Genomic DNA, 23,847 nt, shown 5'->3' with positions numbered 1-23,847 from the left:
GCATGGGTGTAAAGCTTATCGCCTTTGACCTGGACGGCACGGCTATTGTAAAGCATAAATACTTGCCGGAGTGCAACCGCTCGGCACTGCTGGAGGCCCACAGCCTTGGGGCGATACTTGTGCCCGCCACCGGGAGAATGAGGGATTTCCTGCCGGAGTGCGTAAAGGAGCTGCCCATAGGGTACGCCATCACCTCTAACGGCGGGGTGGTGTACGATATGGGCACAGGCCGCGCGGTTATAGAGAACTTGATACCCAACGGCGCCGCCAGGGCCGTGCAGAAGATACTGGACGGTTATGACGTGTACCTGGAATACTACACCGGGGGCGGAGCCATTACCCGCCGGGATATGCCTGGGCGGGCCCGGAGCCACTATGGGCTGCCGGAGAGCAAGCGGCATTTTGTGGAAGACAAGGTATATAGCTTTACAGACGACTTTGGCGCTATGCTGCGGGAGACGGGGCTCTGCCCGGAGAAGATAAACCTGCCGTACCTGCCGGAGGGCCTGCGGGAGGAGATATGGGAGCGGCTCTCGGAGGTAGAGGGGCTGCGGCTCACGTCCTCCATACCCGACAATATCGAGATAAACAGCGCGGAGGCCCACAAGGGCGGGGCGCTGGGGGCCCTCTGCGGGCGGCTGGGGATACCCATGGGAGAGGTGCTGGCCCTGGGGGATAACGGCAACGATGTGACTATGCTTAGAGCTGCGGGGATATCGGCCGCCATGGGGGACGGCAGCGGGGACGCGAAAGCGGCGGCAACCTTCGTTACCGCCGCCCATGATGAGTGTGGGTTGGCGCAAGCAGTCCGCAAGGTATTTGAGGAATAAAGGGGACCGGTCCAGCTGACTTCGCTTTGCGAAGTCACAGAGTTTGCTTTGCAAACTCTTCGGTCTCCAGGCCGGGGGGGTCTGGGGGCGAGGAGCCCCCAGGGGTAAAGCCAAAGGCTTTACAGCAACTTCATCGGCTCCCCCCACTTACCCAGCTCCTGCCCGAAGAAGCTGACGTAGGTCTCCTCTGCCACAGTGCTCACCGCCTGGGACAGCTTCATGCGCTCGATAACCGGCATGGAACTGTCACAAAGCCGCTCGTCGAGGGTGACGTTCACCACCTCGCAGAGGAACAGGGTGGTGGCCTTATCGGGGCTTGCGTCCTCTGTCAAGGCTTCTTCCTTTACAACCCTTAACTCAAAGCTCACCGGGCTCTCGGCGATGGTGGGTACCTTCAGTGCCTGTCCCCGCTCCACCGTGGGCAGGCGCTTCATCTTGTCCGGGGTGTCCTGGCCGCTCACACAGCCGTAGTAGTCGGCCAGGGGCAGCAGTGGTTCGCTGACAAGGTTTGCCGAGAGCATACCTGTTTTGCGGATAAGGTCCTTGGTGCGCTTTTCGCCGCCGACGCAGACCATCGCGCCCAATTTGCCCTGCCCTTCGCCCAGCCAGCACCAGCCGTACCAGCAGAACAGGCCGAAGTGGGGGGTCACGCCGTCCTCCTCGTAGTTGCCGTAGAGGTAGAGGGACTGGGGGCAGAAGTTGTTGCTTATATCGCCTTTTATCTTTGCCATTTTGACTTCTCCTTTTCGAGTGTGTAAAGCGGAAGGGCTTTATAGGAGCTCCTGCAGGTTTGCCAGCACCCTATCCAGAAGCGCGTCCAGGGCGTAGGCCTCCTCCTGGGTCATGCCCTTATAGAACAGGCTGTTCATGCGCTGTGATACCTGGTCATACTTTTCCTCCAGCCCCCGGGCCCTGGGGGTCAGCTTTATTATAACCTGGCGGCCGTCCTGTTCGCCGGGGCAGCGGGTTATGAGCCCAGACGATTCCATGCGGGAGAGCATGGCCGTCAGGGTGCTCTTTGCAAGGCCGGTCTCACGGACAAGCTTGGCAATAGGCACGCCGTCCTGCTGCCAGAGCACGTAGAGTATACGCCCCTGGGGGCCGTTGAACTCCTCAACGCCGCTTTCTGTCAGCAGCCGCTGGAACACCCGCCCCTGAAGCTGCTTTATCTGGGTTATGAGAAAACCTGTCCTAGTCTCCATAGGCTCTCCTTTCAAAAACATAGTACCATATAAAACTATCCATGTCAAGTACCATATAGAACTTTTTTCTCTGGGAATACCCGCTATAATTATATACCGCGCCCGGGCCCTGCCGTGGGGAGCACATAAAACATTTTGTGGCATAGTATAAGGTAGAATCCCAAAAGGAGGAGATATCATGCCAGAAATGGAAGGCGTCCACGAGCCTATGGGTCGGGATTGCTTTAGTGAGACGGTCTGTATCGACGCGATGAGGATATATGATTCTTGTAGCGACAAAGACTGTCTTGAGGACATACGTGTGCTGTTCCCCCCCGCGCGGCAGCCCATGATTGACAGCGCCACCAACGTGCGCATTAAGGAGGTAAGCGTCATCACCGTGTACCTGGACCTTCAGCCTATACCCTTTAACAAGGGCTTCTACTCGGTGGATATGACCTTTTTCTTCGACGTGGCCGTGGAGCTGTTCAGCGGGTCGGCGTCGGTGCCGGTGCCGGTGAACGGCGTGGCCGTGTTCAACAAGAAGGTGGTGCTCTACGGCAGCGAGGGCAATGTGAAGGTGTTCTCCTCTGAGGCCTCCGCCGACGAGGTGAGCATAATAGGCGACTCCCGGGCCCTGCCCACGGCATATGTACAGGTGGCGGAGCCGGTGGCCCTGTCGGCGAAGCTCTGCGGCGGCGGGTGCAGCTGCGAGCCCTACTACCGCATACCCGAGGCCATCAGCCAGCTCTACGGCGGCGAGCTGGACCCGGCGCCCCAGCGCAACAACGTGTACGTGACCATCGGCCTTTTCACCATCGTGCAGATAGTGCGCAGCGTGCCCATGACCGTCCCGGCCAGCGAGTTCTGCGTGCCGGAGAAGGAGTGCGTGCCCACCAGCGACAACCCCTGCGAGCTCTTCAGGCGCATAGACTTCCCCGTGGGCGAGTTTTTCCCGCCCAGGGCCGGGGACTGCGATTGCGGCTGCTCAGCAGATAGAGCCCGCTGATGCGGGCGCTATCTGCCCGAGTTTTGCGAAGCAAAACTCTTGGCGGGTAACTTTAGGGGTTAGTGCAAAGCCCCCCGGGGGAGGAGTCCTCCGGGGGGCTTTTGTGTTCAGTCCTGGTCCTTCGCCAGCGCCAGTCTGTCCAGCAGCTCCAGGATCTCCTGACGCGAAAAGTTTTCCTGTTCGCCGGTGCTGAATATGAGCCGAAGGTCATACAGCAGGGCTTTTTGCGTGTCCCGGCGTTCCTTCTCTGTACCCATAAACCTGCGCTCCTTTCTGTGGGTCAGTCCTGGTCCTTGGCGTCCGCGATGGTGTCGAACCAATCGCAGAGCTCCTCTTTTGTGTAGGTCTGCTTTTCGTTGTTCTTGATAAGTCTGCGCAGCTCATACAGCAGAGCCGCGCGGGTGTCCCGGCGTTCCTTCTCAGTACCCATAATCTGCGCTCCTTTCTTGGGAGGTCACGCCTCCACGCTTGTAATATAAGCGTCCGGTATCTGTCGGAGCTCTTGCAGAGTGCAGGTTCTGTCAGGCTCCTTTTCGAGGAGCCGCCTGATGTCGTATACCGTGGCTTTTTGAAGCAGGACGATTTCTTTTTCGGCCGGCATGGCAAGGCCCCCTTTGTATTATTCTAATAGTATTCTACAATATCGGGGGGCCCTTGTCAAGTCATTCTATCCCCACCACCTCATAATCCTGCTCCTCCACGGCCTTCCTCAGCTCGCCGTCGCTGATATCCCCGTTAAGGGTCACCACCGCCGTGCCGCTCTCGTGGCTAACCTCTGCGCTCTCCACCTGTGAGAGGGCCTCCAGGGCCTTCTTAACCCTTGCCTCGCAGTGGCCGCACATCATTCCCTTGATCTTCATGGTCTTTGTCATAGTATTCGTCTCCTTTATAATAGTATTATTTTTAACACGCTTTTTAAAGCGGTGGTCGTGCCTTGGGTCATAGAGCTTAAAGAGGTTCAGCCTCAGGGCGTTGCTCACCACACAGAAGCTGGAAAGGCTCATGGCAGCCGCGCCGAACATGGGGTTCAGGGTCAGGCCCAGGGGGATAAAGACCCCCATGGCCAGGGGTATGCCGATGGTGTTGTAGAAGAACGCCCAGAAGAGGTTCTCGTGGATGTTCCGAAGGGTGGCCCGGCTCAGCCGCAGCGCGGCGGGCACGTCCCGAAGGGAACTCTTCATCAGCACCACGTCCGCCGCGTCCAGGGCCACGTCCGTCCCCGCGCCGATGGCTATGCCTGTGTCGGCCCTTGTCAGAGCCGGGGCGTCGTTTATGCCGTCGCCCACCATGGCCACCTTGCCCTGGGTCCGAAGCTTTCGTATGACGGCCTCCTTGCCCTCGGGCAGCACCCCGGCTATCACCTCGTCCACCCCGGCCTGGGCCCCGATGGCCCGGGCGGTGCGCTCGTTGTCGCCGGTAAGCATCACCACTTTAAGGCCCATATTTTGCAGCTCCTTAATGGCCTGCGGGCTGTCCTCCTTAACCGTGTCCGCTACGGCGATAAGCCCCAACACCTGCTTTTCGGTTTCGTTGGCGAAGAACATGGGGGTTTTCCCCTCGCCGGAGAGTCTGGCGGCGGCTTCGGAGAGCTCCAACCCGCCTATGCCGCTCTCCTCCAGCATGGGAAGGTTCCCCGCAATATAGGTCCCACCCTTCAGTACGGCCCGGACTCCCCGGCCATGTATGGCCGTAAAGCCCTCTACCGGCTGCAGGGGTATCTCCCTTGTCTCCGCCTCCCGGACGATGGCAGCGCCCAGGGGGTGCTGGGAGGGGTTCTCCAGGGCCGCCGCCAGACTCAAAAGCTCCGGCTCGGAGATGCCCCCGGCGGGGAGGATGTCGGTGACCTTCGGCTCCCCGGTGGTGATGGTGCCGGTCTTGTCAAGGACCACAATCTCCGTGCGCCCGGCGGCTTCAAGGGAGACGGCGGTTTTAAAGAGTATGCCGTTTTTGGCCCCCAGGCCGCTGCCCACCATTATGGCCACGGGAGTGGCCAGGCCCAGGGCGCAGGGACAGCTTATCACCAGCACCGAGATACCCCGGGCCAGCGCGTACCCGGCCCCGTGGCCCAGCAGGAGCCATACCAGGGTGGTGACCGCCGCCAGGGCTATGACCGTGGGCACGAAGATCCCCGACACCCTGTCGGCAACCTTGGCGATGGGGGCCTTTGTGGCCGCCGCGTCGCTTACCATCTGGATTATCTGGCTCAGAGTGGTGTCCTGCCCGACCCTGGTGGCCCGGCATTTCAGGTAGCCGGACTTATTCAGCGTCGCCGCCGAGACCGGGTCCCCGGGGGCCTTGTCAACAGGCACGCTCTCCCCGGTAAGGGCGCTCTCGTCCAGGGCCGCCGTGCCCTCCAGCACCACCCCGTCCACAGGGACGCTCTCCCCGGGGCGCACGGCGAAGATATCCCCGGCCATGACCTGCTCAATGGGCGTTTCCACCTCGTGGCCGTCCCTTATGAGCGTAGCGGTCTTGGGGGCCAGCTTCATCAGGCTCTTTAGGGCGTCGGTGGTGCGGCCCTTGGAGCGGGCCTCTAAAAGCTTGCCCAGGGTGATAAGAGTCAGTATCATACCCGCCGACTCGAAGTAGAGCTCCATCATGTAGTCCATGACGGCGGCGCCGTCCCCTCGGAGCTGCGCGCCGGTCATGGCGAACAGGGCATAGGTACTGTATCCAAAGGCCGCCGCAGCCCCCAGGGCCACCAGGGTGTCCATATTGGGGGAACGGTGCCATAGGCTTTTAAAGCCGCTTATAAAGAAGCGCTGGTTTATCACCATGATAATGCCGGTGAGCAAAAGCTGGATAAGCCCCACGGCTATGTGGTTGCCAACGAGAGCCCCCGGCAGAGGCCAGCCCCACATCATGTGGCCCATGGAGAAGTACATTAGCACCACAAGAAAGCCCAGGGACCAGAACAGGCGCTTCTTTAAAAGCGGGGTCTCCCTATCCTTCAGGCTGGCTTCGTCCCCCGGGGCGGCGTTTGTGCCGGCGCTCTGCCGGCCCTTCTGGGCCGCGCCGTAGCCCGCAGACTCCACGGCGGCGATTATTTCTGAGGGCGCGGCTGTGCCCTCAACGCCCATGGAGTTTGTGAGAAGGCTCACGGAGCAGCTTGTCACGCCGGGGACCTTGCCCACGGCCTTTTCCACCCGGGCGCTGCACGCCGCGCAGGTCATGCCGGTGACGTTGTACTGGTTCATACTATCTCCCTCCCGTAAATAAAAGGCTTATTGTGTAGAATTTACTTTAACAGCTTCTGCAAGGCGGCGGTCAGCTCGTCGACCTTGCTGTCGTCCCCATGTCTCAGTCCCTCCGCCACACAGGTGCGAAGGTGCTGGCTCAGCAGCTCCCGGGAGAAGGCGTTCAAGGCCGCCCCCACCGCCGCCGTCTGGGCAAGTATGTCGATGCAGTAAGCGTCCTTCTCCAGCATACCGCGTATGCCCCGCACCTGCCCCTCGATACGGTTAAGGCGGTTTATCAGGCGCTTGTACTCCTCCTCAGAGCGCTCTCTGGTCTTATGGCAGTCTTCGCACATAGTATGGCCTTCCTTTCGATAATATACCCACAGGGGGTATATTTATTATATACCGGGGCGGGGTATTTGTCAAGGGTAAATTGCAAAATTATTCTGGGCAAAAAGTATTTGACATAATATGGGAAATGCTGTAAAATAAAAAAGCCCCCAGTAGCGACCGCTACATAAGGGACGGGGAGCCGGACAAGTTGATATTTAGTACGGTGGACGGTTGGCCAGCAAGTAGGTGTGAGACATACGCGGGTACACGAGACGCGAATCCACACTGAAAGGAGGCCATGCTTATGACGGCATATGAGATTGTGGCAGTCATGGTGATGTTTCTTCACATCATTGTGGACTTGCTGATTGCCCTCGATGCAAAAAATAAGTAACCGCCCCCGGCCAAAGGTAAGCGGTTACTTATAAAGTGACAAACCAGGCCAACCGTTCAAGGTATCAAACCCCTCCGGCTCCTTTTTATTATATTATAATATAGCTGTGTTCATTTGTCAACACAAAAAGAAGGAGACCAGTCCCCTTCCGGCGGCTCACCACCGCTTCATATTCCTCTCGTGCTTCTCCCGGTACACCTTCTCAAGCTCCTCCGGCGTGATATTGTAGCACAGCAGCACGTCGTTGAAGTACATCATCACGTCGCACATTTCTTCGATAAAGTGCTTTCGCTGGGGTGTGTCGGCGAGGAGGTCCTCGGTGGAGACCTTTTTCAGCACCTGTGCGGCCTCGCCGGCTTCACAGAGCATCCAGAGCATCATCCGCACGGCCTTCTCCGGGTACAGCCCGCCCCACTTGTCGAAGTATTTTTCCTGAAGCTCCTTCTGTATGGCCTGCATATCGTCAAAGCTGAAATTTGCCATTCTCCTCACTCCTATAGCATATTATTCAGTTCCCTGATTTTATACCCCACGTCCTCGGGACAATGGGCGTCGGACGAGGTGATTATCGTCACGTTGTGCTTTTTTAAAGTTCCAAGCAGCTCAGTGTCCATGCCAAGGGACGCCGTTTCCGGACATCTTCTTTCCGCGCCGCTGTTATGGTCCGCATACATGCCGCTTTTTGCAAGCTCAGCGGCCAAACTCTCATAGAAGCCCGACAGCGGATACGAAGGCTTATGGCCGAACAGCTTTATCGCGTCCGGGTGGCCGATGCCGTCAAATATCCCGCTTCTTGCCAATGAGAAGGAAGCCTCAAAATACCGGCGGTATATCCTGTCAACGTCAAGCCCGGCCCAGTGTTCGGGCTTATGGTCGAAGGCAAAGTCATCGACAAAATGGATGCTTCCCAACAGAAAATCAAAGCCTTTGTCCTTTGTGAGTTCATGAATAAAGCCCTCAAACTCCTTGAAATAGCATATTTCAAGTCCGAACTTGACCTCTATGGGAAACTGATGGCTCCTGGCAAGGCCGATAAGCTCCAAATAGTCCGCCAGCTTGTGCTTACCCGCGCTTCTCTGAAACCATGCGTCCACATATTCGCTGTACGCCCGCACGGAATCATACATCGGGGAGAATTCCTCAAATATATAGTTGTGCTCCAGCAGGCGTATTTCATCGAGCCCCATTTCAACCGCCCTGTTTACAAATTGATCTATCCACTCAAGGGTGTAGGGGCCGCGCTCAATATGGATATGTCCGTCTGTCATTTTTGCACTCCCTTTCAAATTCCGTATGCTTTGGGAAACTTAGTCTATGACCCGCACCCGGATATTTGCCTCAAGGGTAGCCAGCTCCCGGGCGGCGGGGGCGATGTCCGCGCCGGTCACGTCCAAAACGGTATAGGCGTAGTCCCCCCGGGACTTACTCTGCATATTCTCGATGTTTATCCCCGCTTTGCCGCAGACGCTTGTAAAGTCCGCGATGGCCCCGGGGACGTTTTTGTGTATAACGCAGATACGGCGGGTGCCCGGCTCCCGGGCCATACTGAGGTTCGGCAGGTTCACGGAGTTTATTATATTGCCGTTCTCGATATACTCCTTTATCTGGTCCACCGCCATCTGGGCGCAGTTGTCCTCGCTCTCGGGAGTGGAGGCGCCCAGGTGGGGCAGGGGTATCACGTTCTCTATACCCAGCATCTCGTCGGCGGGGAAGTCCGTGGCATAGGCCGCGCATTTGCCGCTTTCAAGGGCGCTGAGCAGGGCGGCGGTGTCCACCAGCTCCCCCCGGGCGAAGTTCATAAGCCGCACGCCCTCCTTCATCTTCCCCAGGGTCTCGGCGTTTATCATGCCCTTGGTGTCCTTGGTGGCGGGCAGGTGCAGGGTGATATAGTCGCAGCTTTGGTATATCTCGTCAAGGCTCATGGAGCGATGCACCGACCGGGACAGCCGCCAGGCCGCGTCCACGGAGAGGTACGGGTCATAGCCGTAGACCTCCATGCCCAAAGAGTGGGCGGCGTTGGCCACAAGTATGCCGATGGCCCCAAGGCCCACCACGCCCAGGGACTTGCCCTGAATCTCGGGCCCGGCGAACTGGCCCTTGCCCTTCTCCACAAGCTTTGAGACCTCGGCCCCCTGACCCTTTAGGGTCTTCACCCAGTCCATGGCGGCGGGTATCTTACGGGAGCTGAGCAGCAGCGCGCAGAGCACCAGCTCCTTCACGGCGTTGGCGTTGGCCCCGGGAGTGTTGAACACGGCCACGCCCTTTTTGGCGCAGTCCTCAGAGGGGATATTGTTGGTCCCGGCCCCGGCCCGGGCGATGGCCAGAAGGCTCTCGGGCAGGTCCATATCGTGCATGGAGGCCGAGCGCACCAGTATGCCCTCGGGGTCCTTCATCTCCGGGGAGAAGGTATAGCTTTCGCCGAAGCGCTTGGTGCCGGTGGGGCTTATCTTGTTAAGGCAGAGTATTTTGTACATGGTTATCTTCCTTTCAAAGGTTGTTGGGGGTATTGACATGGGGACAAAATGTGGTATAATATAGATAAAGAGGCGCCGGCGGGGTATCTCGGACGGTTAGCCAAAATTTAGTTACACAAAAAGTAACCGGCGACTTTGGCGAGAGGCGGTTACTTTTTTGTGCCGTTATGAAGGGCTATCAGCAGGTCGGCGATGATATGAAGTACCATCACCATGACCACTAATGCTTCGTAAGCACTCATAAGTACGACCCCCTTTCAGTGTGGATTCGCGTCTCGCGTGCCCGCGTATGCCGTACACCTACTCGTCGGCCAACCGTCCTCCGTACTCGATATTCCTTTCAGCGCCCCGCCCCTTTAGGGGGGCGCTTCTATTTTACAACGCTCTCCAGATTATGTCAATATATTTCTCGAGATGCATCTCGGAATCAGCCGTTCCTGCTCTCGAACTCCTGCATAAACTCCACCAGCTTATCCACGCCCTCGGGCGGCATGGCGTTATAGATGGAGGCCCGCATACCGCCCACGCTTCTGTGGCCCTTCAGGTTCACAAAGCCCGCGGCGGCGGACTCCTTCACAAACTTCGCGTCCAGATCCTTGTCGCCGGTTATAAAGGTGACGTTCATTATAGAGCGGCTGTCCTTCTCTGCACAGGGCTTGAAAAGCCTTGAATTGTCAAGGAAATCGTAGAGCACACCGGCCTTTTTCTCGTTGCGCTCCTTCATCTTGTCAAGGCCGCCGACGTCGTTCTTTATCCACTCCAGCACCAGCTTGCACATATAGATGGGCCAGCAGGGCGGGGTGTTGTACATGGAGTCGTTGTCGGCCATCACCTTATAGTCGAACATGGTGGGGGTGCCCGGCAGAGTCTCGCCTATAAGGTCCTCCCGGACGAGGACGAGGGTGAGCCCGGCGGGGGCCACGTTCTTCTGGGCTCCGGCATACAGTAAACCAAACCTGGTTATGTCAATCGGCTGGCTCAGTATGCAGGAGGAGATATCCGCCACCAGGGGCACGTCGCCGCTGTCGGGCAGCGTGTGCCAGAAGGTGCCGTAGATGGTGTTGTTCATGCAGATATGCAGGTAGTCCGCGTCCGGGCGCAGCTGGCTCTTGTCTATCGCTGGTATATGGCTGAAATTGTCGTCTTTAGATGAAGCCACGGTCTTGCAGTCGCCGTAGCGGCAGGCCTCCTTATAGGCCTTGGTGGAGAACTGGCCGGAGAGCACATAGTCGGCCTTGCGGTTCTTTGTCATCAGGTTCATGGGCACGGCGGCAAACTGGCTGGACGCGCCCCCCTGCAGAAACAGCACCTTATAGTTGTCGGGAATGCCCATGACCTCCCTTATAAGGACCTGGGTCTCATTGATGATGGGCTCGAAGGCGGCGGAGCGGTGGGACATCTCCATTACGGACTGGCCGGTTTCGCCGTACTCCAAAAGCTCCCCGGCGGCTTTCTCCAAGACAGGCACCGGCAGCATGGAGGGGCCGGCGGAAAAATTGTAGACTCGTGACATGGGTCCTGACCTCCTAATTGTTTATCAGAGTAATATAATAAAGAAGTATGCTTTTCAATATTATAGCGTCAGGCGGGCCAAAATGCAAGAAAAAACGGGCCCTAATTCATTTCCCAGGAAAAATGCGGCGAATTTCATAAAATGTTTGCCCTCGTGAATAATTTATGATATAATGTTGGGTATAGACCCTAAGCGAATATTAGGAGGTAAAACTATGCAGGTAAAAGACATTGTGGACATACTTAAATGCCAGATACTGGTGGAGGGGGACCTTGAGCAGGAGGTCAAGACCGCCTGCGGCAGCGACATGATGAGCGACGTGCTGGCCTTTGTAAAGGACCAGTCTGTGCTGCTGACGGGGCTTATGAACCCACAGGTGGTGCGCACGGCGGAGATGATGGATATGCACTGCATCGTTTTCGTCCGGGGCAAGCCCGTGAACCAGCAGGTGCTGGACCTTGCAGAGATGAAGGACATGACGGTTTTAAGCTCGCCTTACCGTATGTTCACCGCCTGCGGGCTGCTGTTTGAGAACGGCCTGAGAGGGGGCTGCGACATATCATGAGTATGCTGCATTTGGAATACCAGGTGCCCGGCGACGACTTCACCCGGGCGGGCGAGGCCTCCGGCGACGTGAAGCACAAGCTTAAAAAGCTGGGCTATGAGCCCGACGCCATACGACGCATCGCTATAGCAATGTATGAGGGGGAGATAAACCTTGTGATACACGGCGGCGGCGGCGAGGCCATAGTGGACGTGGACCCGGACAGGGTGGACATCGCCCTTATCGACCAGGGACCCGGCATACCCGACGTGGAGCAGGCCATGCAGGCCGGCTGGTCCACGGCCCCGGACAATGTGCGGGCCCTGGGCTTCGGCGCGGGGATGGGCCTGCCCAACATGAAAAAATACACCGATGAAATGACTATCGATTCCACGGTAGGGGTGGGCACTACTGTCAAGATGACCGTCATTCCCGGGAGGAAGTAGGAGCAAAGCCAATGGCGGAGTTTTTCCATTCTGTTACATTAAAAGAAGACAAGTGCGTGGGCTGCACCAACTGCGTGAAGCGCTGCCCCACCGAGGCCATACGCATAAGAAACGGCAAGGCCTTTATCGCTTCCGAGCGCTGCATAGACTGCGGCGAGTGCATACGCATCTGCCCCCACCACGCCAAAAGGGCCAGGTATACCCATATGGAGGACCTGGGCAAGTTCAAGTATAACATAGCCCTGCCCGCGCCGAGCCTTTACGGCCAGTTCAACAATCTGGACGACATAGATTACGTGCTGACGGGCCTTAAAAAGATGGGCTTCGACCAGGTGTACGAGGTCTCAAGGGCCGCGGAGCTGGTCAGCGAAGCCACCCGAAAGCTCATGTATAACCCCGAGACCGGCATGAGCCTTCCACGGCCGGTGATAAGCTCGGCCTGCCCGGCGGTGGTGCGGCTCATAAGGGTGCGCTTTCCCGACCTCTGCGACCATGTGCTGCCTCTGAAGTCCCCTATGGAGACGGCGGCGGGCATGGCAAAGCGGGAGGCCGTGGAGAGAACCGGCCTTCCCGAGAGGGACATAGGCTGCTTTTTCATCACCCCCTGTCCGGCCAAGGTCACGGACATACAGATGCCCCTGGGGATAGACAGGTCCAAGGTAGACGGGGCCATCGCCATCAGCGAGGTTTTCCCCACTCTAAGCCACACCATGGATAGGCTTGAGAGCATAGAGCCCATCGCAAACTCGGGAATTATCGGCGTGGGCTGGAGCACAAGCGGCGGGGAGTCCGCGGCGTTACTTAACGAGAAGTACCTTGCCGCCGACGGCATAGAGAACGTGATACGCGTGCTGGAGGAGGTGGAGGACGAGCGCATAGGGGAGCTGGACTTTATCGAGCTCAATGCCTGCGCCGGGGGCTGCGTGGGGGGCGTGCTCTGCGTTGAGAACCCCTACGTGGCCAAGGCCAGGATACAGCGCCTTAGAAAGTACCTGCCCGTAAGCCAGAACCACCTGGCAGGGGGGCCTGTGCCCACAGATATGGAGTGGGAGGGGGAGCTGGAGTTTTCCAACGTTATGACCCTCTCGGCCGATTTGTCGGAGGCTATGCGCATGATGGTGGAGATAGACAATATAGAGGAGGAGCTGCCCGGCCTTGACTGCGGGGCCTGCGGCGCACCCACCTGCCGGGCCTTCGCCGAGGACGTGGTGAAGGGCGCGTGCAGGAAGACCGACTGCGTGTTCGTCTACCGCAAGCAGATGCAGAAGGTGGCGAGCACCCTCTCGGAGCTTGAGGGGGGCCTTGGCTGGCACCCGGGCGGCATCAATAACGACGGCAAGGAGGAGAGGGAATGACTGTAAAGGAAATGGCCGGTGCCCTGGGCTGGAGGCTTCTGGCCGGGGAGGACGGAGAGGACAACGTGATAGACGGCTGCTACGTGGGAGACCTCCTCAGCTGGGTCATGGGCCGGGCCCAGGCGGGGAACGTCTGGCTGACGGTGATGGGGAACCTTAACGCCATCGCCGTGGCGGCCCTGGCGGATACCAGCTGCATAGTTCTCTGTGAGGACTCGGCCCTGGACGCGGACGCGAAGAAGCGGGCCGATATGCAGGGCATACCTGTGTACGGCTGCGGGCCGAACCTGTATGACACCGCCGTGGCGGTCCACGGGCTGCTGCAATGAGCGCGTACCCCTATGACCTGCATATCCACTCCTGCCTGTCCCCCTGCGGGGACAACGACATGACCCCCAACAATATCGTGGGCATGGCACAGATCTCCGGCCTTGAGATAATAGCCGTCACCGACCACAACACCTGCAAGAACGCCCCGGCGGTGCTTAAAGCAGCACAGGAGGCGGGCATAGTGGCGATACCCGGCATGGAGCTCTGCACCAGCGAGGAGGCCCACGTGGTCTGCCTTTTTGAGAGCTTAGAGGGTGCTATGGAGTTCGACAGGTACATATATGATAATATGCCCCATATAAAGAATAAGCCGGAGATCTTCGGCGAGCAGCGCGTTCTGAACGAGAACGACGAGCTGGTGGGGACTCTCCCTGACCTGCTGCTGGTGGCTTCGTATATCGGCGCGGACCAGGTAAAGGCCCTATGTGAGCAGTACGGCGGCACGGCCTTCCCGGCCCATGTGGACAGGGACTCCTACAGCATAACCGCTGCCCTTGGCAGCATACCCCCGGAGGGGGGGTATACCTTTGCCGAGGTCACAAGGGACGCGGACCTGGAGGAGGTGAAGAGAAGGTACCCGGAGCTTTGCTCCATGGGCATAGTCCGGGACTCGGACAGCCATTATCTGGACACCTTGGCGGCCTCTGTGCCAAACAGTATGGAGCTGCCGGAAAAAAGTGTCAGGGCGGTGCTTAAAGTGCTTTTGGGAATGTGATATCGATATATTATATCGATATTTTGGTAACTATAACCAGGGATATCGATAAAAAATGGTGGAAATTGTTGTTCTTTTGGGCTTAATTCTTTTGTGGAATTATAAATGCCCGTCAATTTGATATATTTAAATCACGATGCAAGAAGAAAGGAAGATGGTCGAATTATGCAAAAACGTATCAGCACTCTGCCCTTCCATGATACTCCCGAGCAGGCAAAGAAGCTCGACGAGGTCATCGCGGGCCTTAAGGGCCAGGCCGGGGCCGTTATGCCCGCCCTGCACCAGGCCCAGGACATCTACGGGTATCTCCCCATGGAGGTGCAGAAAAAGATTGCCGACGGCCTTGGGGTCTCCCTTGAGGAGGTCTACGGTGTGTCCACGTTCTACTCACAGTTCAGCCTTACGCCCAAGGGGCGCAACCACATTTCCGTGTGCCTTGGCACGGCCTGCTATGTAAAGGGCTCCGACAAGGTGCTGGACAGAATAGTTGAAAAGCTGCACATCCAGCCCGAGGAGTGCACCGAGGACGGCCTGTTCAGCTTGACCGCCTGCCGCTGCATAGGCGCCTGCGGTCTGGCGCCCGTCATGATGATAAACGAGGACGTGTACGGCCGCCTGGCCCCCGAGGACGTGGACGGCATTCTGGAGAAGTACGCGGAGTAAAGCCCATGCGTGAGCTTTCACTGAACGTAATGGACATCGCCCAGAACTCCATCTCCGCCGGGGCAAGCCTTATCACCATAACGGTGGAGGAGGACGCGGAGCTTGACGAGCTCTCCATCTCTATCGGCGACAACGGCCGGGGCATGACCCCCGAGCAGGTGGAGCGCGTGACGGACCCGTTCTTTACCACCCGGACTACGCGCAGCGTGGGCCTGGGGGTGCCCCTGTTCAAGATGGAGGCGGAGATGACCGGCGGGCGGTTCTCCATCGAGTCCACCCTTGGGGTGGGCACCACCACCACCGCCGTCTTTAAACCCTCCAGCGTGGACATGATACCCCTTGGGGACATCAACGGCACCGTCAGTATGCTGGTGATGATGAACCCGGACCTGGACTTTCTCTATACCAGAAGCTATAAGCCCATGGAGGGGGAGCGGCGGGAGTTCGCCCTGGACACCAGGGAGCTTCGCACGGTCCTTGGGGAGGACGTGCCCCTGAACCTGCCGGACGTGACGGGGTGGGTCAACGAATTTCTCAGCGAGAACACAGACGAGCTTTTAAACGGTTCACAAAATCAGGAAGGAGCGACAGATATATGAAATCATTAGCGGAACTTCAGGCTATCCGGGACAAGGCCCGGGCCTCTGTAAACCTTCGGGAAAACGCCGAGGCCGAGACCCGCGTTCTGGTGGGCATGGCCACCTGCGGCATCGCCGCCGGGGCGCGGCCGGTGCTCAACGCCTTTGTGGAGGAGGTCAACAAGCGGGGCCTTAAAGACACCATGGTGACCCAGACCGGCTGCATAGGCATCTGCCAGTACGAGCCCGTGGTGGAGATAATCACCCCCGGCAAGGAGAAGGTCACCTATGTGAAGATGACCGCCGAGAAGGCCGTGCGGGTGGTCAATGACCACCTGGTAAACGGCAACGTGGTAACAGAGTACACCATCGGCGCCAACGCTATCGGCGCGAAGTAAGAAATCATTATAATTGGAGGTTTCAACTATGTTTCGATCCAACGTGCTGGTTTGCGGCGGCACCGGCTGCACCTCCTCAAACAGTGAGCAGATAATCGAGAAGCTCAACGAGGAGATAAAGGCCCAGGGCCTGGATAAGGAAGTAAACGTCATCCGCACCGGCTGCTTCGGCCTGTGCGCACTGGGCCCCATCATGGTGGTGTATCCCGAGGGCGCGTTCTACAGCCGCGTCACCCCCGAGGACGTGCCGGAGATAGTCTCCGAGCATCTCTTAAAGGGCCGTATCGTCACCCGGCTCCTGTATCAGGAGACGGTGGTGGACGAGAATACCACCAAGTCCCTTAACGAGACCACCTTCTACGCAAAGCAGATGCGCATAGCTCTTCGCAACTGCGGCGTTATAAACCCCGAGCTTATAGACGAATACATCGCCCAGGACGGCTACGCGGCCCTTGGCAAGGTGCTCACCGAGATGACCCCCCAGCAGGTTATAGACACCATGCTGGCCTCCGGCCTTCGCGGCCGCGGCGGCGCGGGCTTCCCCACGGGTCTTAAGTGGAAGTTTGCGGCGGCCAATCAGGCCGACCAGAAGTACGCCTGCTGCAACGCCGACGAGGGCGACCCGGGCGCGTTCATGGACCGCTCGGTACTGGAGGGCGACCCCCACAGCGTGCTGGAGGCCATGGCCATCGCGGGCTATGCCATCGGCGCCTCCCAGGGCTATATCTACATCCGCGCCGAGTACCCCATCGCGGTAAAGCGCCTGCAGATAGCCATCAACCAGGCCAGGGAGTACGGCCTGCTGGGCAAGAACATCTTTGACTCCGGCTTTGACTTTGATATCGACCTCCGTCTGGGCGCGGGCGCGTTCGTCTGCGGCGAGGAGACGGCGCTGATGACCTCCATTGAGGGCAAGCGCGGCGAGCCCAGGGTGCGGCCCCCGTTCCCTGCCTTAAAGGGCCTGTTCGGCAAGCCCACGGTGCTCAACAACGTGGAGACCTATGCCAATATCCCCCAGATAATCTTAAAGGGCGCCGACTGGTTCAAGTCCATCGGCACTGAGAAGTCCCCGGGCACCAAGGTCTTTGCTCTGGGCGGCAAGATAACCAACACCGGCCTTGTGGAGGTGCCCATGGGCACCACCCTTAGGGAGGTCGTGGAGGACATCGGCGGCGGCGTGCCCGGCGACCACACCTTTAAGGCGGCCCAGACCGGCGGCCCCTCCGGCGGCTGCATACCCGCCAGCCTTATCGACACCCCCATCGACTACGACAACCTTATCGCCATCGGCTCCATGATGGGCTCCGGCGGACTGATAGTCATGGACGAGACCACCTGTATGGTGGACATCGCCAAGTTCTTCCTGGAGTTCACCGTTGACGAGAGCTGCGGCAAGTGCACTCCCTGCCGGGTGGGCACAAAGCGCCTTCTGGAGATCCTCGACAAGATAACCTCCGGCAAGGGCACCCTTGAGGACATAGACAAGCTGGAGGAGCTGTGCTACTACATCAAGGAGAACTCCCTGTGCGGCCTGGGCCAGACGGCCCCGAACCCGGTGCTCTCCACCCTGAAGTATTTTAGGGACGAGTATGTGGCCCACGTCACCGAGCACCGCTGCCCCGCCGGGGCCTGCAAGGCTCTGACGAACTTCCATATCGAGGCCGACAAGTGCCGGGGCTGCACCCTCTGCGCGCGCAACTGCCCGGTGGGCGCCATCTCCGGCAAGGTCAAGGAGCCCCATGTTATCGACACCAGCAAGTGCATAAAGTGCGGCGTATGTATGGAGAAGTGCAAGTTTAACGCCGTCGTCAAGGCCTAATAAGGAGGAAACCGAATTATGGATATGGTCAACGTAAAGATAAACGGCGTGGACTATCAGGTGCCCAAGGATTCAACTATACTTGAGGCCGCCCGGTATGCCGGGGTGGACATCCCCACGCTGTGCTATTTGAAGGATATAAACCAGATCGGCGCCTGCCGTATGTGCATGGTGGAGGTGAAGGGGGCCCGCTCTCTCTGCGCCGCCTGCGTGTACCCGGTGAACGAGGGCATGGAGGTCTTCACCAACTCCCCCAAGGTCCAGGAGTCCAGGAAAATGACCCTGGAGCTGCTGCTCAGCGTACACGAGCGCAAGTGCCTGACCTGTGAGCGCAGCGGCAACTGTGAGCTGCAGAAGCTCTGTAACGACATGGGCATTGAGGAGGACAGCCGCTTCGAGGGGGCCCTGCCCGCGGGGAGCAAGGACTTTTCCACCGAGTACCTGGAGCGCAACAACGCAAAGTGCGTGCTCTGCCGCCGGTGCGTGGCCGCCTGCCAGAACCAGCACGTTTCCGTTATCGGCGCCAACAACCGGGGCTTTGACACCGAGATAGGCTGCGCCTTTGAGCAGCCCCTGAGCAGCGTCTCCTGCGTGGCCTGCGGCCAGTGCATCGTCAGCTGCCCCACCGGCGCTCTCACCGAGCGGGACAACACCCAGGACGTTATCGACGCCATAAACGACCCGGAGAAGATAGTGATAGTACAGACCGCCCCCGCCGTGCGCGCGGCCCTGGGCGAGGAGTTCGGCCTGCCCATTGGCACCAATGTGGAGGGCAAGATGGCCGCGGCCCTTAGAAGGCTGGGCTTTGACAAGGTGTTCGACACCGACTTCGGCGCGGATATGACCATCATGGAGGAGGCCCACGAGTTCATCGGCAGGGTGAAGAACGGCGGCGTGCTGCCCATGATAACCTCCTGCTCTCCGGGCTGGATAAAGTTCTGCGAGCACTACTATCCAGACCTCATCGAGCACCTGTCCAGCTGCAAGTCCCCACAGAACATGACCGGCGCCCTTATCAAGACCTGGTATGCCGAGAAGGAGGGCATCGACCCCCAAAAGATTGTCTCCGTGTCCGTCATGCCCTGTGTGGCGAAGAAGTTCGAGATACAGCGTGACGACGAGGATGCGGCGGGTATGCCCGACGTGGACATAAGCATAACCACCAGGGAGCTGGCCAGGCTCATAAAGAAGGCCCAGCTGAACTTCAACGCCCTGCCCGACGAGAAATTCGACGAGCAGATGGGAGAGTCCACCGGCGCGGCGGTCATCTTCGGAGCCACCGGCGGCGTTATGGAGGCGGCCCTGCGCACAGCGGCGGACGTGCTCACCGGGGAGAGCCTTGACTCCGTCGAGTACCACGAGATACGCGGCACCAAGGGCATTAAGGAGGCCGTGTACAACGTGGCGGGCATGGACGTGAAGGTGGCCGTTGCCAGCGGCCTGAAGAACGCCAACGAGATACTGGAGAAGGTCCGCGCGGGCGAGGCCGACTACCAGTTCATCGAGATAATGTGCTGCCCGGGCGGCTGCGTGAACGGCGGCGGACAGCCTGTGCGGAGCGCCAACGAGTGGGCGTATAACGACATCAAGGCCCTTCGCGCCAAGGCCCTCTATGACCAGGACGCGAATATGCCGCTGAGGAAGTCCCACGACAACCCGGTGGTGAAGAAGTGCTATGCGGAGTACCTGGGCGAGCCGGGAAGCCACAAGGCCCACGAGGTACTGCACACCACTTACGTGAAGCGCGGCAACAAGTTCTAAAGCAAGCAGAGCGAGAAAGCGCGTCGACGCGGTCCAGGTGCGTTAGGCACCTAGCAGGGGCTTCGGGGGCAGCGCCCCTGAGACCTTGCCGTAAGGCCAAAAAGTGCAAAAAGGAGTGCCGGTCCAAAAGGGCCGGCACTTTTATTTGTGCTTAAACGGTTGCGAAATCCGACTTTCTATAGTATAATAGCACTGACTAAACATAAGAAATGAGTTGATACCCATGAGCAACAAGCTTTCCCTTGCGGTAATCTTCGGCGGGCAGTCCTCTGAGCACGAGGTCTCGCTGATGTCGGCCGCTTCAATACTTGCGAATTTAGACCGGGAGAAGTACAATATACACCAGGTGGGCATAACCAAGGAGGGACGCTGGCTCCTCTATGAGGGTCCGGCGGAGGGTCTTTCCGACGGCCGCTGGCTCAGGGAGTCCACCCCGGCGTTTCTGGCCCCGGACCCCACGGTGCACGGCCTTGTGACCCTTTCAGAGGGCGGCGCGCGCACGGTGCATATAGACTGCGTGTTTCCGGCCCTGCACGGCAAGAACGGCGAGGACGGCTCTATACAGGGGCTCTTTGAGCTCTCGGGCATACCCTATGTGGGGTGCCGGGTGACCAGCTCCGCAGTATGTATGGATAAGGCCATAGCTCATACTCTTCTGTCAAACACCGACATAAACCAGGCCCACTACCTGTGGTTCTACGCCGACAGATACCGTGCCAACAGCGAAACGGTGCTCAATAAGATACAGGCGAGGCTGGACTTCCCGGTGTTTGTGAAGCCCGCCAACGCCGGCTCCTCGGTGGGGGTAAGCAAGGTGGAGCGCCCCGAGGACCTGCCCGCCGCCATAGAGAAGGCCGCAAACGAGGACGGCAAGATAATTGTGGAGCAGGGCATAGACGGCCAGGAGGTGGAGGTGGCCGTGCTGGGCACCCGCCCGGGGGCCGAGGCCTCCTGCGTGGGGGAGATAGGCGCCAGCGCCCAGTTCTACGACTACGACGATAAGTATATAAACGGCACCAGCCAGCTCTTTATCCCCGCCCGCTTAGAGGAGGACGTGGCCCAGAAGGTGCGGGAGACCGCTGTAAAGGCCTATAGGCTCCTGGGCTGCACGGGCCTTGCGAGGGTGGATTTCTTCGTGACGCGTGAGGACCACCGGGTGGTGCTCAACGAGATAAACACCCTGCCCGGCTTCACCTCTATCAGTATGTACCCCAAGCTCTGGAGGCACGGGGGCCTGACCTACGCCCAGCTGCTGGATAGGCTTATAGAGCTGGCTTTTGAGGAGGCCCGGAATGGATAACCGTCCTATAGGGGTCTTCGACTCGGGGCTGGGCGGACTTACCGCCGTGAAGGAGCTGGAGAAGGTCCTGCCCGGGGAGAGCCTTGTGTACTTCGGGGACACGGGCCGGGTGCCCTACGGCACACGCAGCCGGGAGGTCATCCGCCGCTATGCAAAGCAGGATATGGATTTTCTTCTAAGGCACAAGGTGAAGGCGGTGCTGGCCGCCTGCGGTACGGTGAGCTCGGCGGCGGCGGATATCGGGGCAAGGCTCCCGGTGCCATACTTCGACGTGGTGGCCCCCACCGCCCGGGCGGCGGCGCTGGCCACTAAAAACAGGCGCATAGGGGTGCTGGGCACCAGCGCCACTATTCATAGCGGTTCGTACACAAAGGCAATACAACAGATAGATGAAAGCCTTGAGGTGTTCCCCCAGGCCTGTCCGCTGTTCGTGCCGCTTACTGAGAACGGCTTTATCTCCCCCGAGGAGGAGCTGGTGCGGATAGTGGTGGAGCGGTATTTAGAGCCGGTGCGGGGGGCCGGGGTGGACACGGTGATACTGGGCTGCACTCATTATCCCCTGCTGAGCGAGGCCATAGGCCGGGCCATGGGTCCCGGGGTGACACTTATAAACAGCGGCGAGGAGGCCGCTCTGGCCCTGGCCGGGGCTCTGGAGAAGACAGGGGCGCTCTGTGCCCCCGGGCAGGGGCGAAGCGCGGAGTTCTATGTGACGGACGCGCCGGAAAATTTCTCCACTGTGGCGGAGCTGTTCCTGGGCCACAGCGTGGAGGGGACCAGGGTGGACATAACCTTCGACTGAGAGCCGAAAGGAGGACGCGCATGAAAGAGGACTACGCCATAACCATCAGGGGCCGGCAGGTGTACGAGGACGAGGACCAGGGGGAGATATGCCTTTCGGCCCTGGGCACCTACCGGGAGAAGGACGGTACACGGTTCATACTCTACAAGGAGTATGACGAGGACAACGCCAGCGCCTACCGCACGGCGCTTTTAAAGGTGGAGCCGGGCATGGTGACCATGAGCCGCTCGGGGTCACCCACAAGGCTGATACTGGAAAAGGGCAGAAGGCACCTGTGCCTGTACGACACGGGGCTGGGCTCCCTGACGGTGGGCATTTACACCAGCCAGCTGGACGTGGACCTGAACGAGACCGGGGGGACTTTGGAGATAGCCTATACCCTGGACGTGGACTCCAATCTGTCCAGCCAGAACCTGCTGCACGTGGAGGTCACGCCCGTGCCGGAGCCGCCGGAGCTATAGAAAAGCATAGTATATGTAAAAAAGGAAAGGAACGATAATAAATGTCTCAGCTTGTAGAAACAGCGCGGCAGCAGCTGCGGGGGGCGGTGCTGGCCGCCATAGAGGGGGCCATAGCCGCCGGGGAGCTGCCAAAGGCCCCTGTGCCGGAGTTTGCCCTGGAGGTGCCCGGAGACCGGGCCCACGGGGACTGGGCCTGCAACGCGGCCATGGCCGGGGCCAGGGCCTTCCACGCCGCCCCCAGGAAAATCGCCGAGGCCCTCACGGCCCATCTGAACCTTGAGGGCACCTTCTTCACAAAATGCGAGATCGCCGGACCGGGGTTTCTGAACTTCACCTATGACCCGGCCTTCTACGGAAGGGTGCTTATGGACATAGAAAGCCTGGGGGACGGGTACGGCAGGAGCGACGTGGGGAAGGGCAAAAGGGTGCTGGTGGAGTACGTCTCCGCCAACCCCACCGGGCCCATGCACATCGGCAACGCCCGGGGTGGCGTGCTGGGGGACGCGCTTTCGGCGGTGCTCGAAGCGGCGGGGTATCAGGTGGAGCGGGAGTTCTACGTCAACGACGCGGGCAACCAGGTGAACCGCTACGGCCTGTCCATAGAAGCGAGATATATGCAGCATTTTGAGCCCGGCTTCCCCTTCCCGGAGGACGGCTATAAGGGCAAAGATGTGACTGCCAACGCCGAGGCCTTCATAGAGGAGCACGGCGACGAGTATGTGGACAGGCCCTCTGAGGAGCGCAGACAGGCCCTTATCTCTTTCGCCATTCCCAGGAATATCCAGGGGCTCCACGACGACCTCAAGCGCTATAGGGTGGAGTACGACACTTGGTTCCACGAGTCCGGCCTGCATGAGAGCGGCGCGGTGGACCGGGTGGTGGAGCTGATGAGGGAGAAGGGGCTGACCTATGAGAAGGAGGGGGCCACGTGGTTTCGGGGCAGCGAGTACGGGTCCGAGGACTTCGTGTTGCTGCGCTCCAACGGCGTGCCCACCTATGTGGTGCCGGACATCGCCTACCACTACAACAAGCTGGTGACAAGGGGCTTTGACACGGCCATAAACGTGCTGGGCGCGGACCATCACGGCTATGTGCCCCGCTTAAAGGCCGCCATCGCCGCCCTGGGCATTGACCCGGAGCGCCTTAAAGTGGTGCTCATGCAGATGGTCACCCTTATGCGGGACGGCAAGCCCGAGAAGATGAGCAAGCGCAGCGGCGAGGCCATCACCATGGCGAACCTTCTGGAGGAGGTGCCGGTGGACGCGGCCCGGTTCCTCTTTAACTCCTACGAGCCCAACACACGCATAGACTTCGATTTGGACCTGGCGGTTAAGGAGGACTCCCAGAACCCGGTGTACTACGTCCAGTACGCCCACGCACGGATATGCAGTATCCTGCGCAATTTAGCCGAGGACGGCATAACCCCCCGGCCCTGTACAAGCGGGGAGCTGGCCCTGCTGACGGCCCCGGAGGAGATAGAGCTCATAAGGCTGCTGTCCAACTTCACCGACGAGATAGCCGGGGCGGCCAGGGCCATGGACCCGGCCAGGATAACCCGGTACGTGCTGAACGTGGGCACACTGTTCCACAAGTTCTATAACGCCTGCCGGGTGAAGGGCGTGGAGCCGGAGCTGACGGCGGCGAGGCTATGTCTCTGCACGGCGGCCAAGACGGTGCTGGAGAACGGGCTGGCGCTGTTTAAGGTCAGCGCGCCGGAGAGGATGTAAACGGAAAACAACAAACCCGCAGGATAAAACCTGCGGGT

27 protein-coding genes are annotated in these 23,847 nt (G+C 59.3%); 16 read left to right on the top strand and 11 right to left on the bottom strand.

Annotated features, from left to right (window positions below):
- Nucleotides 1–2: 2 nt before the first annotated feature.
- Complete coding sequence (locus tag ADH66_RS14190) at nt 3–830, top strand: HAD-IIB family hydrolase (protein WP_066539398.1); 828 nt, start codon at nt 3–5, stop codon at nt 828–830.
- 119 nt (nt 831–949) lie between these two features.
- Here the strand turns inward: ADH66_RS14190 and ADH66_RS14185 are convergent, their stop codons facing one another.
- Both ADH66_RS14185 and ADH66_RS14180 read right to left on the bottom strand, forming a co-directional pair.
- On the bottom strand, nt 950–1,561 hold the full coding sequence (locus tag ADH66_RS14185; protein WP_066539399.1) for a flavin reductase family protein: 612 nt from the start codon (nt 1,559–1,561) through the stop codon (nt 950–952).
- 39 nt (nt 1,562–1,600) lie between these two features.
- Entirely contained in the window at nt 1,601–2,032 is a 432-nt protein-coding gene (locus ADH66_RS14180) for a MarR family transcriptional regulator (protein ID WP_066539400.1), read from the bottom strand.
- A gap of 178 nt (nt 2,033–2,210) precedes the next feature.
- Here ADH66_RS14180 and ADH66_RS14175 point away from each other — a divergent pair, with 178 nt between their 5' ends.
- Nucleotides 2,211–3,020, top strand: coding sequence for a hypothetical protein (locus tag ADH66_RS14175; protein WP_236757045.1), 810 nt, complete (start codon nt 2,211–2,213; stop codon nt 3,018–3,020).
- 107 nt (nt 3,021–3,127) lie between these two features.
- On the opposite strand, the gene ADH66_RS20455 is transcribed toward ADH66_RS14175, so the two are convergent.
- The 9 genes from ADH66_RS20455 to serC form a co-directional block, all read right to left on the bottom strand.
- Nucleotides 3,128–3,277: a hypothetical protein gene (locus ADH66_RS20455; protein ID WP_169714853.1), complete on the bottom strand. Its 150-nt coding sequence runs from the start codon at nt 3,275–3,277 to the stop codon at nt 3,128–3,130.
- A gap of 23 nt (nt 3,278–3,300) precedes the next feature.
- Nucleotides 3,301–3,450 (bottom strand): hypothetical protein, encoded by a 150-nt coding sequence (locus tag ADH66_RS20450; protein ID WP_169714852.1) that lies wholly within the window; start codon nt 3,448–3,450, stop codon nt 3,301–3,303.
- 24 nt (nt 3,451–3,474) lie between these two features.
- A complete protein-coding gene (locus ADH66_RS20140; RefSeq protein ID WP_157130677.1) occupies nt 3,475–3,621 on the bottom strand; it encodes a hypothetical protein in 147 nt (48 codons plus the stop codon).
- A 61-nt stretch (nt 3,622–3,682) separates the two neighbouring features.
- Entirely contained in the window at nt 3,683–6,217 is a 2,535-nt protein-coding gene (locus ADH66_RS14170; RefSeq protein ID WP_066539402.1) for a heavy metal translocating P-type ATPase, read from the bottom strand.
- A 41-nt stretch (nt 6,218–6,258) separates the two neighbouring features.
- Nucleotides 6,259–6,552, bottom strand: a complete 294-nt coding sequence (locus tag ADH66_RS14165) for a metal-sensing transcriptional repressor (RefSeq protein WP_066539406.1) — start codon at nt 6,550–6,552, stop codon at nt 6,259–6,261.
- Between the two features lie 530 nt (nt 6,553–7,082).
- Nucleotides 7,083–7,409, bottom strand: a complete 327-nt coding sequence (locus tag ADH66_RS14160; protein ID WP_066539408.1) for a nucleotide pyrophosphohydrolase — start codon at nt 7,407–7,409, stop codon at nt 7,083–7,085.
- An 11-nt stretch (nt 7,410–7,420) separates the two neighbouring features.
- On the bottom strand, nt 7,421–8,194 hold the full coding sequence (locus ADH66_RS14155) for a PHP domain-containing protein (protein ID WP_066539410.1): 774 nt from the start codon (nt 8,192–8,194) through the stop codon (nt 7,421–7,423).
- Between the two features lie 39 nt (nt 8,195–8,233).
- Entirely contained in the window at nt 8,234–9,400 is a 1,167-nt protein-coding gene (locus tag ADH66_RS14150; RefSeq protein ID WP_066539412.1) for a phosphoglycerate dehydrogenase, read from the bottom strand.
- Between the two features lie 427 nt (nt 9,401–9,827).
- Nucleotides 9,828–10,913, bottom strand: coding sequence for a 3-phosphoserine/phosphohydroxythreonine transaminase (gene serC, locus ADH66_RS14145; RefSeq protein ID WP_066539414.1), 1,086 nt, complete (start codon nt 10,911–10,913; stop codon nt 9,828–9,830).
- 214 nt (nt 10,914–11,127) lie between these two features.
- On the opposite strand from serC, the gene ADH66_RS14140 reads away from it, so the two are divergent.
- From ADH66_RS14140 to argS, 14 genes are all read left to right on the top strand, one after another.
- Nucleotides 11,128–11,478, top strand: coding sequence for a DRTGG domain-containing protein (locus ADH66_RS14140; protein WP_066539416.1), 351 nt, complete (start codon nt 11,128–11,130; stop codon nt 11,476–11,478).
- Complete coding sequence (locus ADH66_RS14135) at nt 11,475–11,903, top strand: ATP-binding protein (RefSeq protein WP_066539417.1); 429 nt, start codon at nt 11,475–11,477, stop codon at nt 11,901–11,903. The genes ADH66_RS14140 and ADH66_RS14135 overlap by 4 nt, the downstream gene beginning before the upstream one ends.
- A gap of 11 nt (nt 11,904–11,914) precedes the next feature.
- Complete coding sequence (locus ADH66_RS14130; protein WP_066539418.1) at nt 11,915–13,258, top strand: [Fe-Fe] hydrogenase large subunit C-terminal domain-containing protein; 1,344 nt, start codon at nt 11,915–11,917, stop codon at nt 13,256–13,258.
- Nucleotides 13,255–13,587, top strand: coding sequence for a hypothetical protein (locus ADH66_RS14125; RefSeq protein WP_066539420.1), 333 nt, complete (start codon nt 13,255–13,257; stop codon nt 13,585–13,587). The genes ADH66_RS14130 and ADH66_RS14125 overlap by 4 nt, the downstream gene beginning before the upstream one ends.
- The gene (locus ADH66_RS14120) at nt 13,584–14,303 is read left to right on the top strand and encodes a PHP domain-containing protein (protein ID WP_066539422.1); all 720 of its coding nucleotides are present in this window, start codon (nt 13,584–13,586) and stop codon (nt 14,301–14,303) included. The genes ADH66_RS14125 and ADH66_RS14120 overlap by 4 nt, the downstream gene beginning before the upstream one ends.
- 165 nt (nt 14,304–14,468) lie before the next feature.
- Nucleotides 14,469–14,966: an NADH-quinone oxidoreductase subunit NuoE gene (nuoE, locus tag ADH66_RS14115; protein WP_066539424.1), complete on the top strand. Its 498-nt coding sequence runs from the start codon at nt 14,469–14,471 to the stop codon at nt 14,964–14,966.
- A gap of 5 nt (nt 14,967–14,971) precedes the next feature.
- A complete protein-coding gene (locus ADH66_RS14110) occupies nt 14,972–15,565 on the top strand; it encodes an ATP-binding protein (protein ID WP_066539426.1) in 594 nt (197 codons plus the stop codon).
- On the top strand, nt 15,562–15,942 hold the full coding sequence (locus tag ADH66_RS14105) for a (2Fe-2S) ferredoxin domain-containing protein (protein WP_066539432.1): 381 nt from the start codon (nt 15,562–15,564) through the stop codon (nt 15,940–15,942). The genes ADH66_RS14110 and ADH66_RS14105 overlap by 4 nt, the downstream gene beginning before the upstream one ends.
- 28 nt (nt 15,943–15,970) lie before the next feature.
- Nucleotides 15,971–17,761, top strand: a complete 1,791-nt coding sequence (nuoF, locus tag ADH66_RS14100) for an NADH-quinone oxidoreductase subunit NuoF (protein WP_066539434.1) — start codon at nt 15,971–15,973, stop codon at nt 17,759–17,761.
- Between the two features lie 18 nt (nt 17,762–17,779).
- Entirely contained in the window at nt 17,780–19,522 is a 1,743-nt protein-coding gene (locus tag ADH66_RS14095; RefSeq protein WP_066539436.1) for an NADH-dependent [FeFe] hydrogenase, group A6, read from the top strand.
- Between the two features lie 223 nt (nt 19,523–19,745).
- Nucleotides 19,746–20,822: a D-alanine--D-alanine ligase family protein gene (locus ADH66_RS14090; protein WP_066539438.1), complete on the top strand. Its 1,077-nt coding sequence runs from the start codon at nt 19,746–19,748 to the stop codon at nt 20,820–20,822.
- On the top strand, nt 20,815–21,621 hold the full coding sequence (murI, locus tag ADH66_RS14085) for a glutamate racemase (RefSeq protein ID WP_066539440.1): 807 nt from the start codon (nt 20,815–20,817) through the stop codon (nt 21,619–21,621). Before ADH66_RS14090 ends, murI begins: the two co-directional genes overlap by 8 nt.
- 20 nt (nt 21,622–21,641) lie before the next feature.
- Entirely contained in the window at nt 21,642–22,082 is a 441-nt protein-coding gene (locus tag ADH66_RS14080) for a DUF1934 domain-containing protein (protein WP_066539443.1), read from the top strand.
- Nucleotides 22,083–22,123: 41 nt separating this feature from the next.
- Nucleotides 22,124–23,809, top strand: a complete 1,686-nt coding sequence (gene argS / locus ADH66_RS14075; RefSeq protein WP_066539445.1) for an arginine--tRNA ligase — start codon at nt 22,124–22,126, stop codon at nt 23,807–23,809.
- Nucleotides 23,810–23,847: the final 38 nt, after the last annotated feature.

Origin of the sequence: Acutalibacter muris, assembly GCF_002201475.1 — a bacterium.
GTDB classification, from domain to species: domain Bacteria; phylum Bacillota; class Clostridia; order Oscillospirales; family Acutalibacteraceae; genus Acutalibacter; species Acutalibacter muris.
This window is presented reverse-complemented; position numbering and strand designations above follow the sequence as displayed.

Coding starts and splice junctions, on each gene's coding strand:
- ADH66_RS14190 (WP_066539398.1), top strand. CDS start 3: ATGGGTGTAAAGCTTATCGCCTTTGACCTGGACGGCACGGCTATTGTA.
- ADH66_RS14185 (WP_066539399.1), bottom strand. CDS start 1,561: ATGGCAAAGATAAAAGGCGATATAAGCAACAACTTCTGCCCCCAGTCC.
- ADH66_RS14180 (WP_066539400.1), bottom strand. CDS start 2,032: ATGGAGACTAGGACAGGTTTTCTCATAACCCAGATAAAGCAGCTTCAG.
- ADH66_RS14175 (WP_236757045.1), top strand. CDS start 2,211: ATGCCAGAAATGGAAGGCGTCCACGAGCCTATGGGTCGGGATTGCTTT.
- ADH66_RS20455 (WP_169714853.1), bottom strand. CDS start 3,277: ATGGGTACAGAGAAGGAACGCCGGGACACGCAAAAAGCCCTGCTGTAT.
- ADH66_RS20450 (WP_169714852.1), bottom strand. CDS start 3,450: ATGGGTACTGAGAAGGAACGCCGGGACACCCGCGCGGCTCTGCTGTAT.
- ADH66_RS20140 (WP_157130677.1), bottom strand. CDS start 3,621: ATGCCGGCCGAAAAAGAAATCGTCCTGCTTCAAAAAGCCACGGTATAC.
- ADH66_RS14170 (WP_066539402.1), bottom strand. CDS start 6,217: ATGAACCAGTACAACGTCACCGGCATGACCTGCGCGGCGTGCAGCGCC.
- ADH66_RS14165 (WP_066539406.1), bottom strand. CDS start 6,552: ATGTGCGAAGACTGCCATAAGACCAGAGAGCGCTCTGAGGAGGAGTAC.
- ADH66_RS14160 (WP_066539408.1), bottom strand. CDS start 7,409: ATGGCAAATTTCAGCTTTGACGATATGCAGGCCATACAGAAGGAGCTT.
- ADH66_RS14155 (WP_066539410.1), bottom strand. CDS start 8,194: ATGACAGACGGACATATCCATATTGAGCGCGGCCCCTACACCCTTGAG.
- ADH66_RS14150 (WP_066539412.1), bottom strand. CDS start 9,400: ATGTACAAAATACTCTGCCTTAACAAGATAAGCCCCACCGGCACCAAG.
- serC (WP_066539414.1), bottom strand. CDS start 10,913: ATGTCACGAGTCTACAATTTTTCCGCCGGCCCCTCCATGCTGCCGGTG.
- ADH66_RS14140 (WP_066539416.1), top strand. CDS start 11,128: ATGCAGGTAAAAGACATTGTGGACATACTTAAATGCCAGATACTGGTG.
- ADH66_RS14135 (WP_066539417.1), top strand. CDS start 11,475: ATGAGTATGCTGCATTTGGAATACCAGGTGCCCGGCGACGACTTCACC.
- ADH66_RS14130 (WP_066539418.1), top strand. CDS start 11,915: ATGGCGGAGTTTTTCCATTCTGTTACATTAAAAGAAGACAAGTGCGTG.
- ADH66_RS14125 (WP_066539420.1), top strand. CDS start 13,255: ATGACTGTAAAGGAAATGGCCGGTGCCCTGGGCTGGAGGCTTCTGGCC.
- ADH66_RS14120 (WP_066539422.1), top strand. CDS start 13,584: ATGAGCGCGTACCCCTATGACCTGCATATCCACTCCTGCCTGTCCCCC.
- nuoE (WP_066539424.1), top strand. CDS start 14,469: ATGCAAAAACGTATCAGCACTCTGCCCTTCCATGATACTCCCGAGCAG.
- ADH66_RS14110 (WP_066539426.1), top strand. CDS start 14,972: ATGCGTGAGCTTTCACTGAACGTAATGGACATCGCCCAGAACTCCATC.
- ADH66_RS14105 (WP_066539432.1), top strand. CDS start 15,562: ATGAAATCATTAGCGGAACTTCAGGCTATCCGGGACAAGGCCCGGGCC.
- nuoF (WP_066539434.1), top strand. CDS start 15,971: ATGTTTCGATCCAACGTGCTGGTTTGCGGCGGCACCGGCTGCACCTCC.
- ADH66_RS14095 (WP_066539436.1), top strand. CDS start 17,780: ATGGATATGGTCAACGTAAAGATAAACGGCGTGGACTATCAGGTGCCC.
- ADH66_RS14090 (WP_066539438.1), top strand. CDS start 19,746: ATGAGCAACAAGCTTTCCCTTGCGGTAATCTTCGGCGGGCAGTCCTCT.
- murI (WP_066539440.1), top strand. CDS start 20,815: ATGGATAACCGTCCTATAGGGGTCTTCGACTCGGGGCTGGGCGGACTT.
- ADH66_RS14080 (WP_066539443.1), top strand. CDS start 21,642: ATGAAAGAGGACTACGCCATAACCATCAGGGGCCGGCAGGTGTACGAG.
- argS (WP_066539445.1), top strand. CDS start 22,124: ATGTCTCAGCTTGTAGAAACAGCGCGGCAGCAGCTGCGGGGGGCGGTG.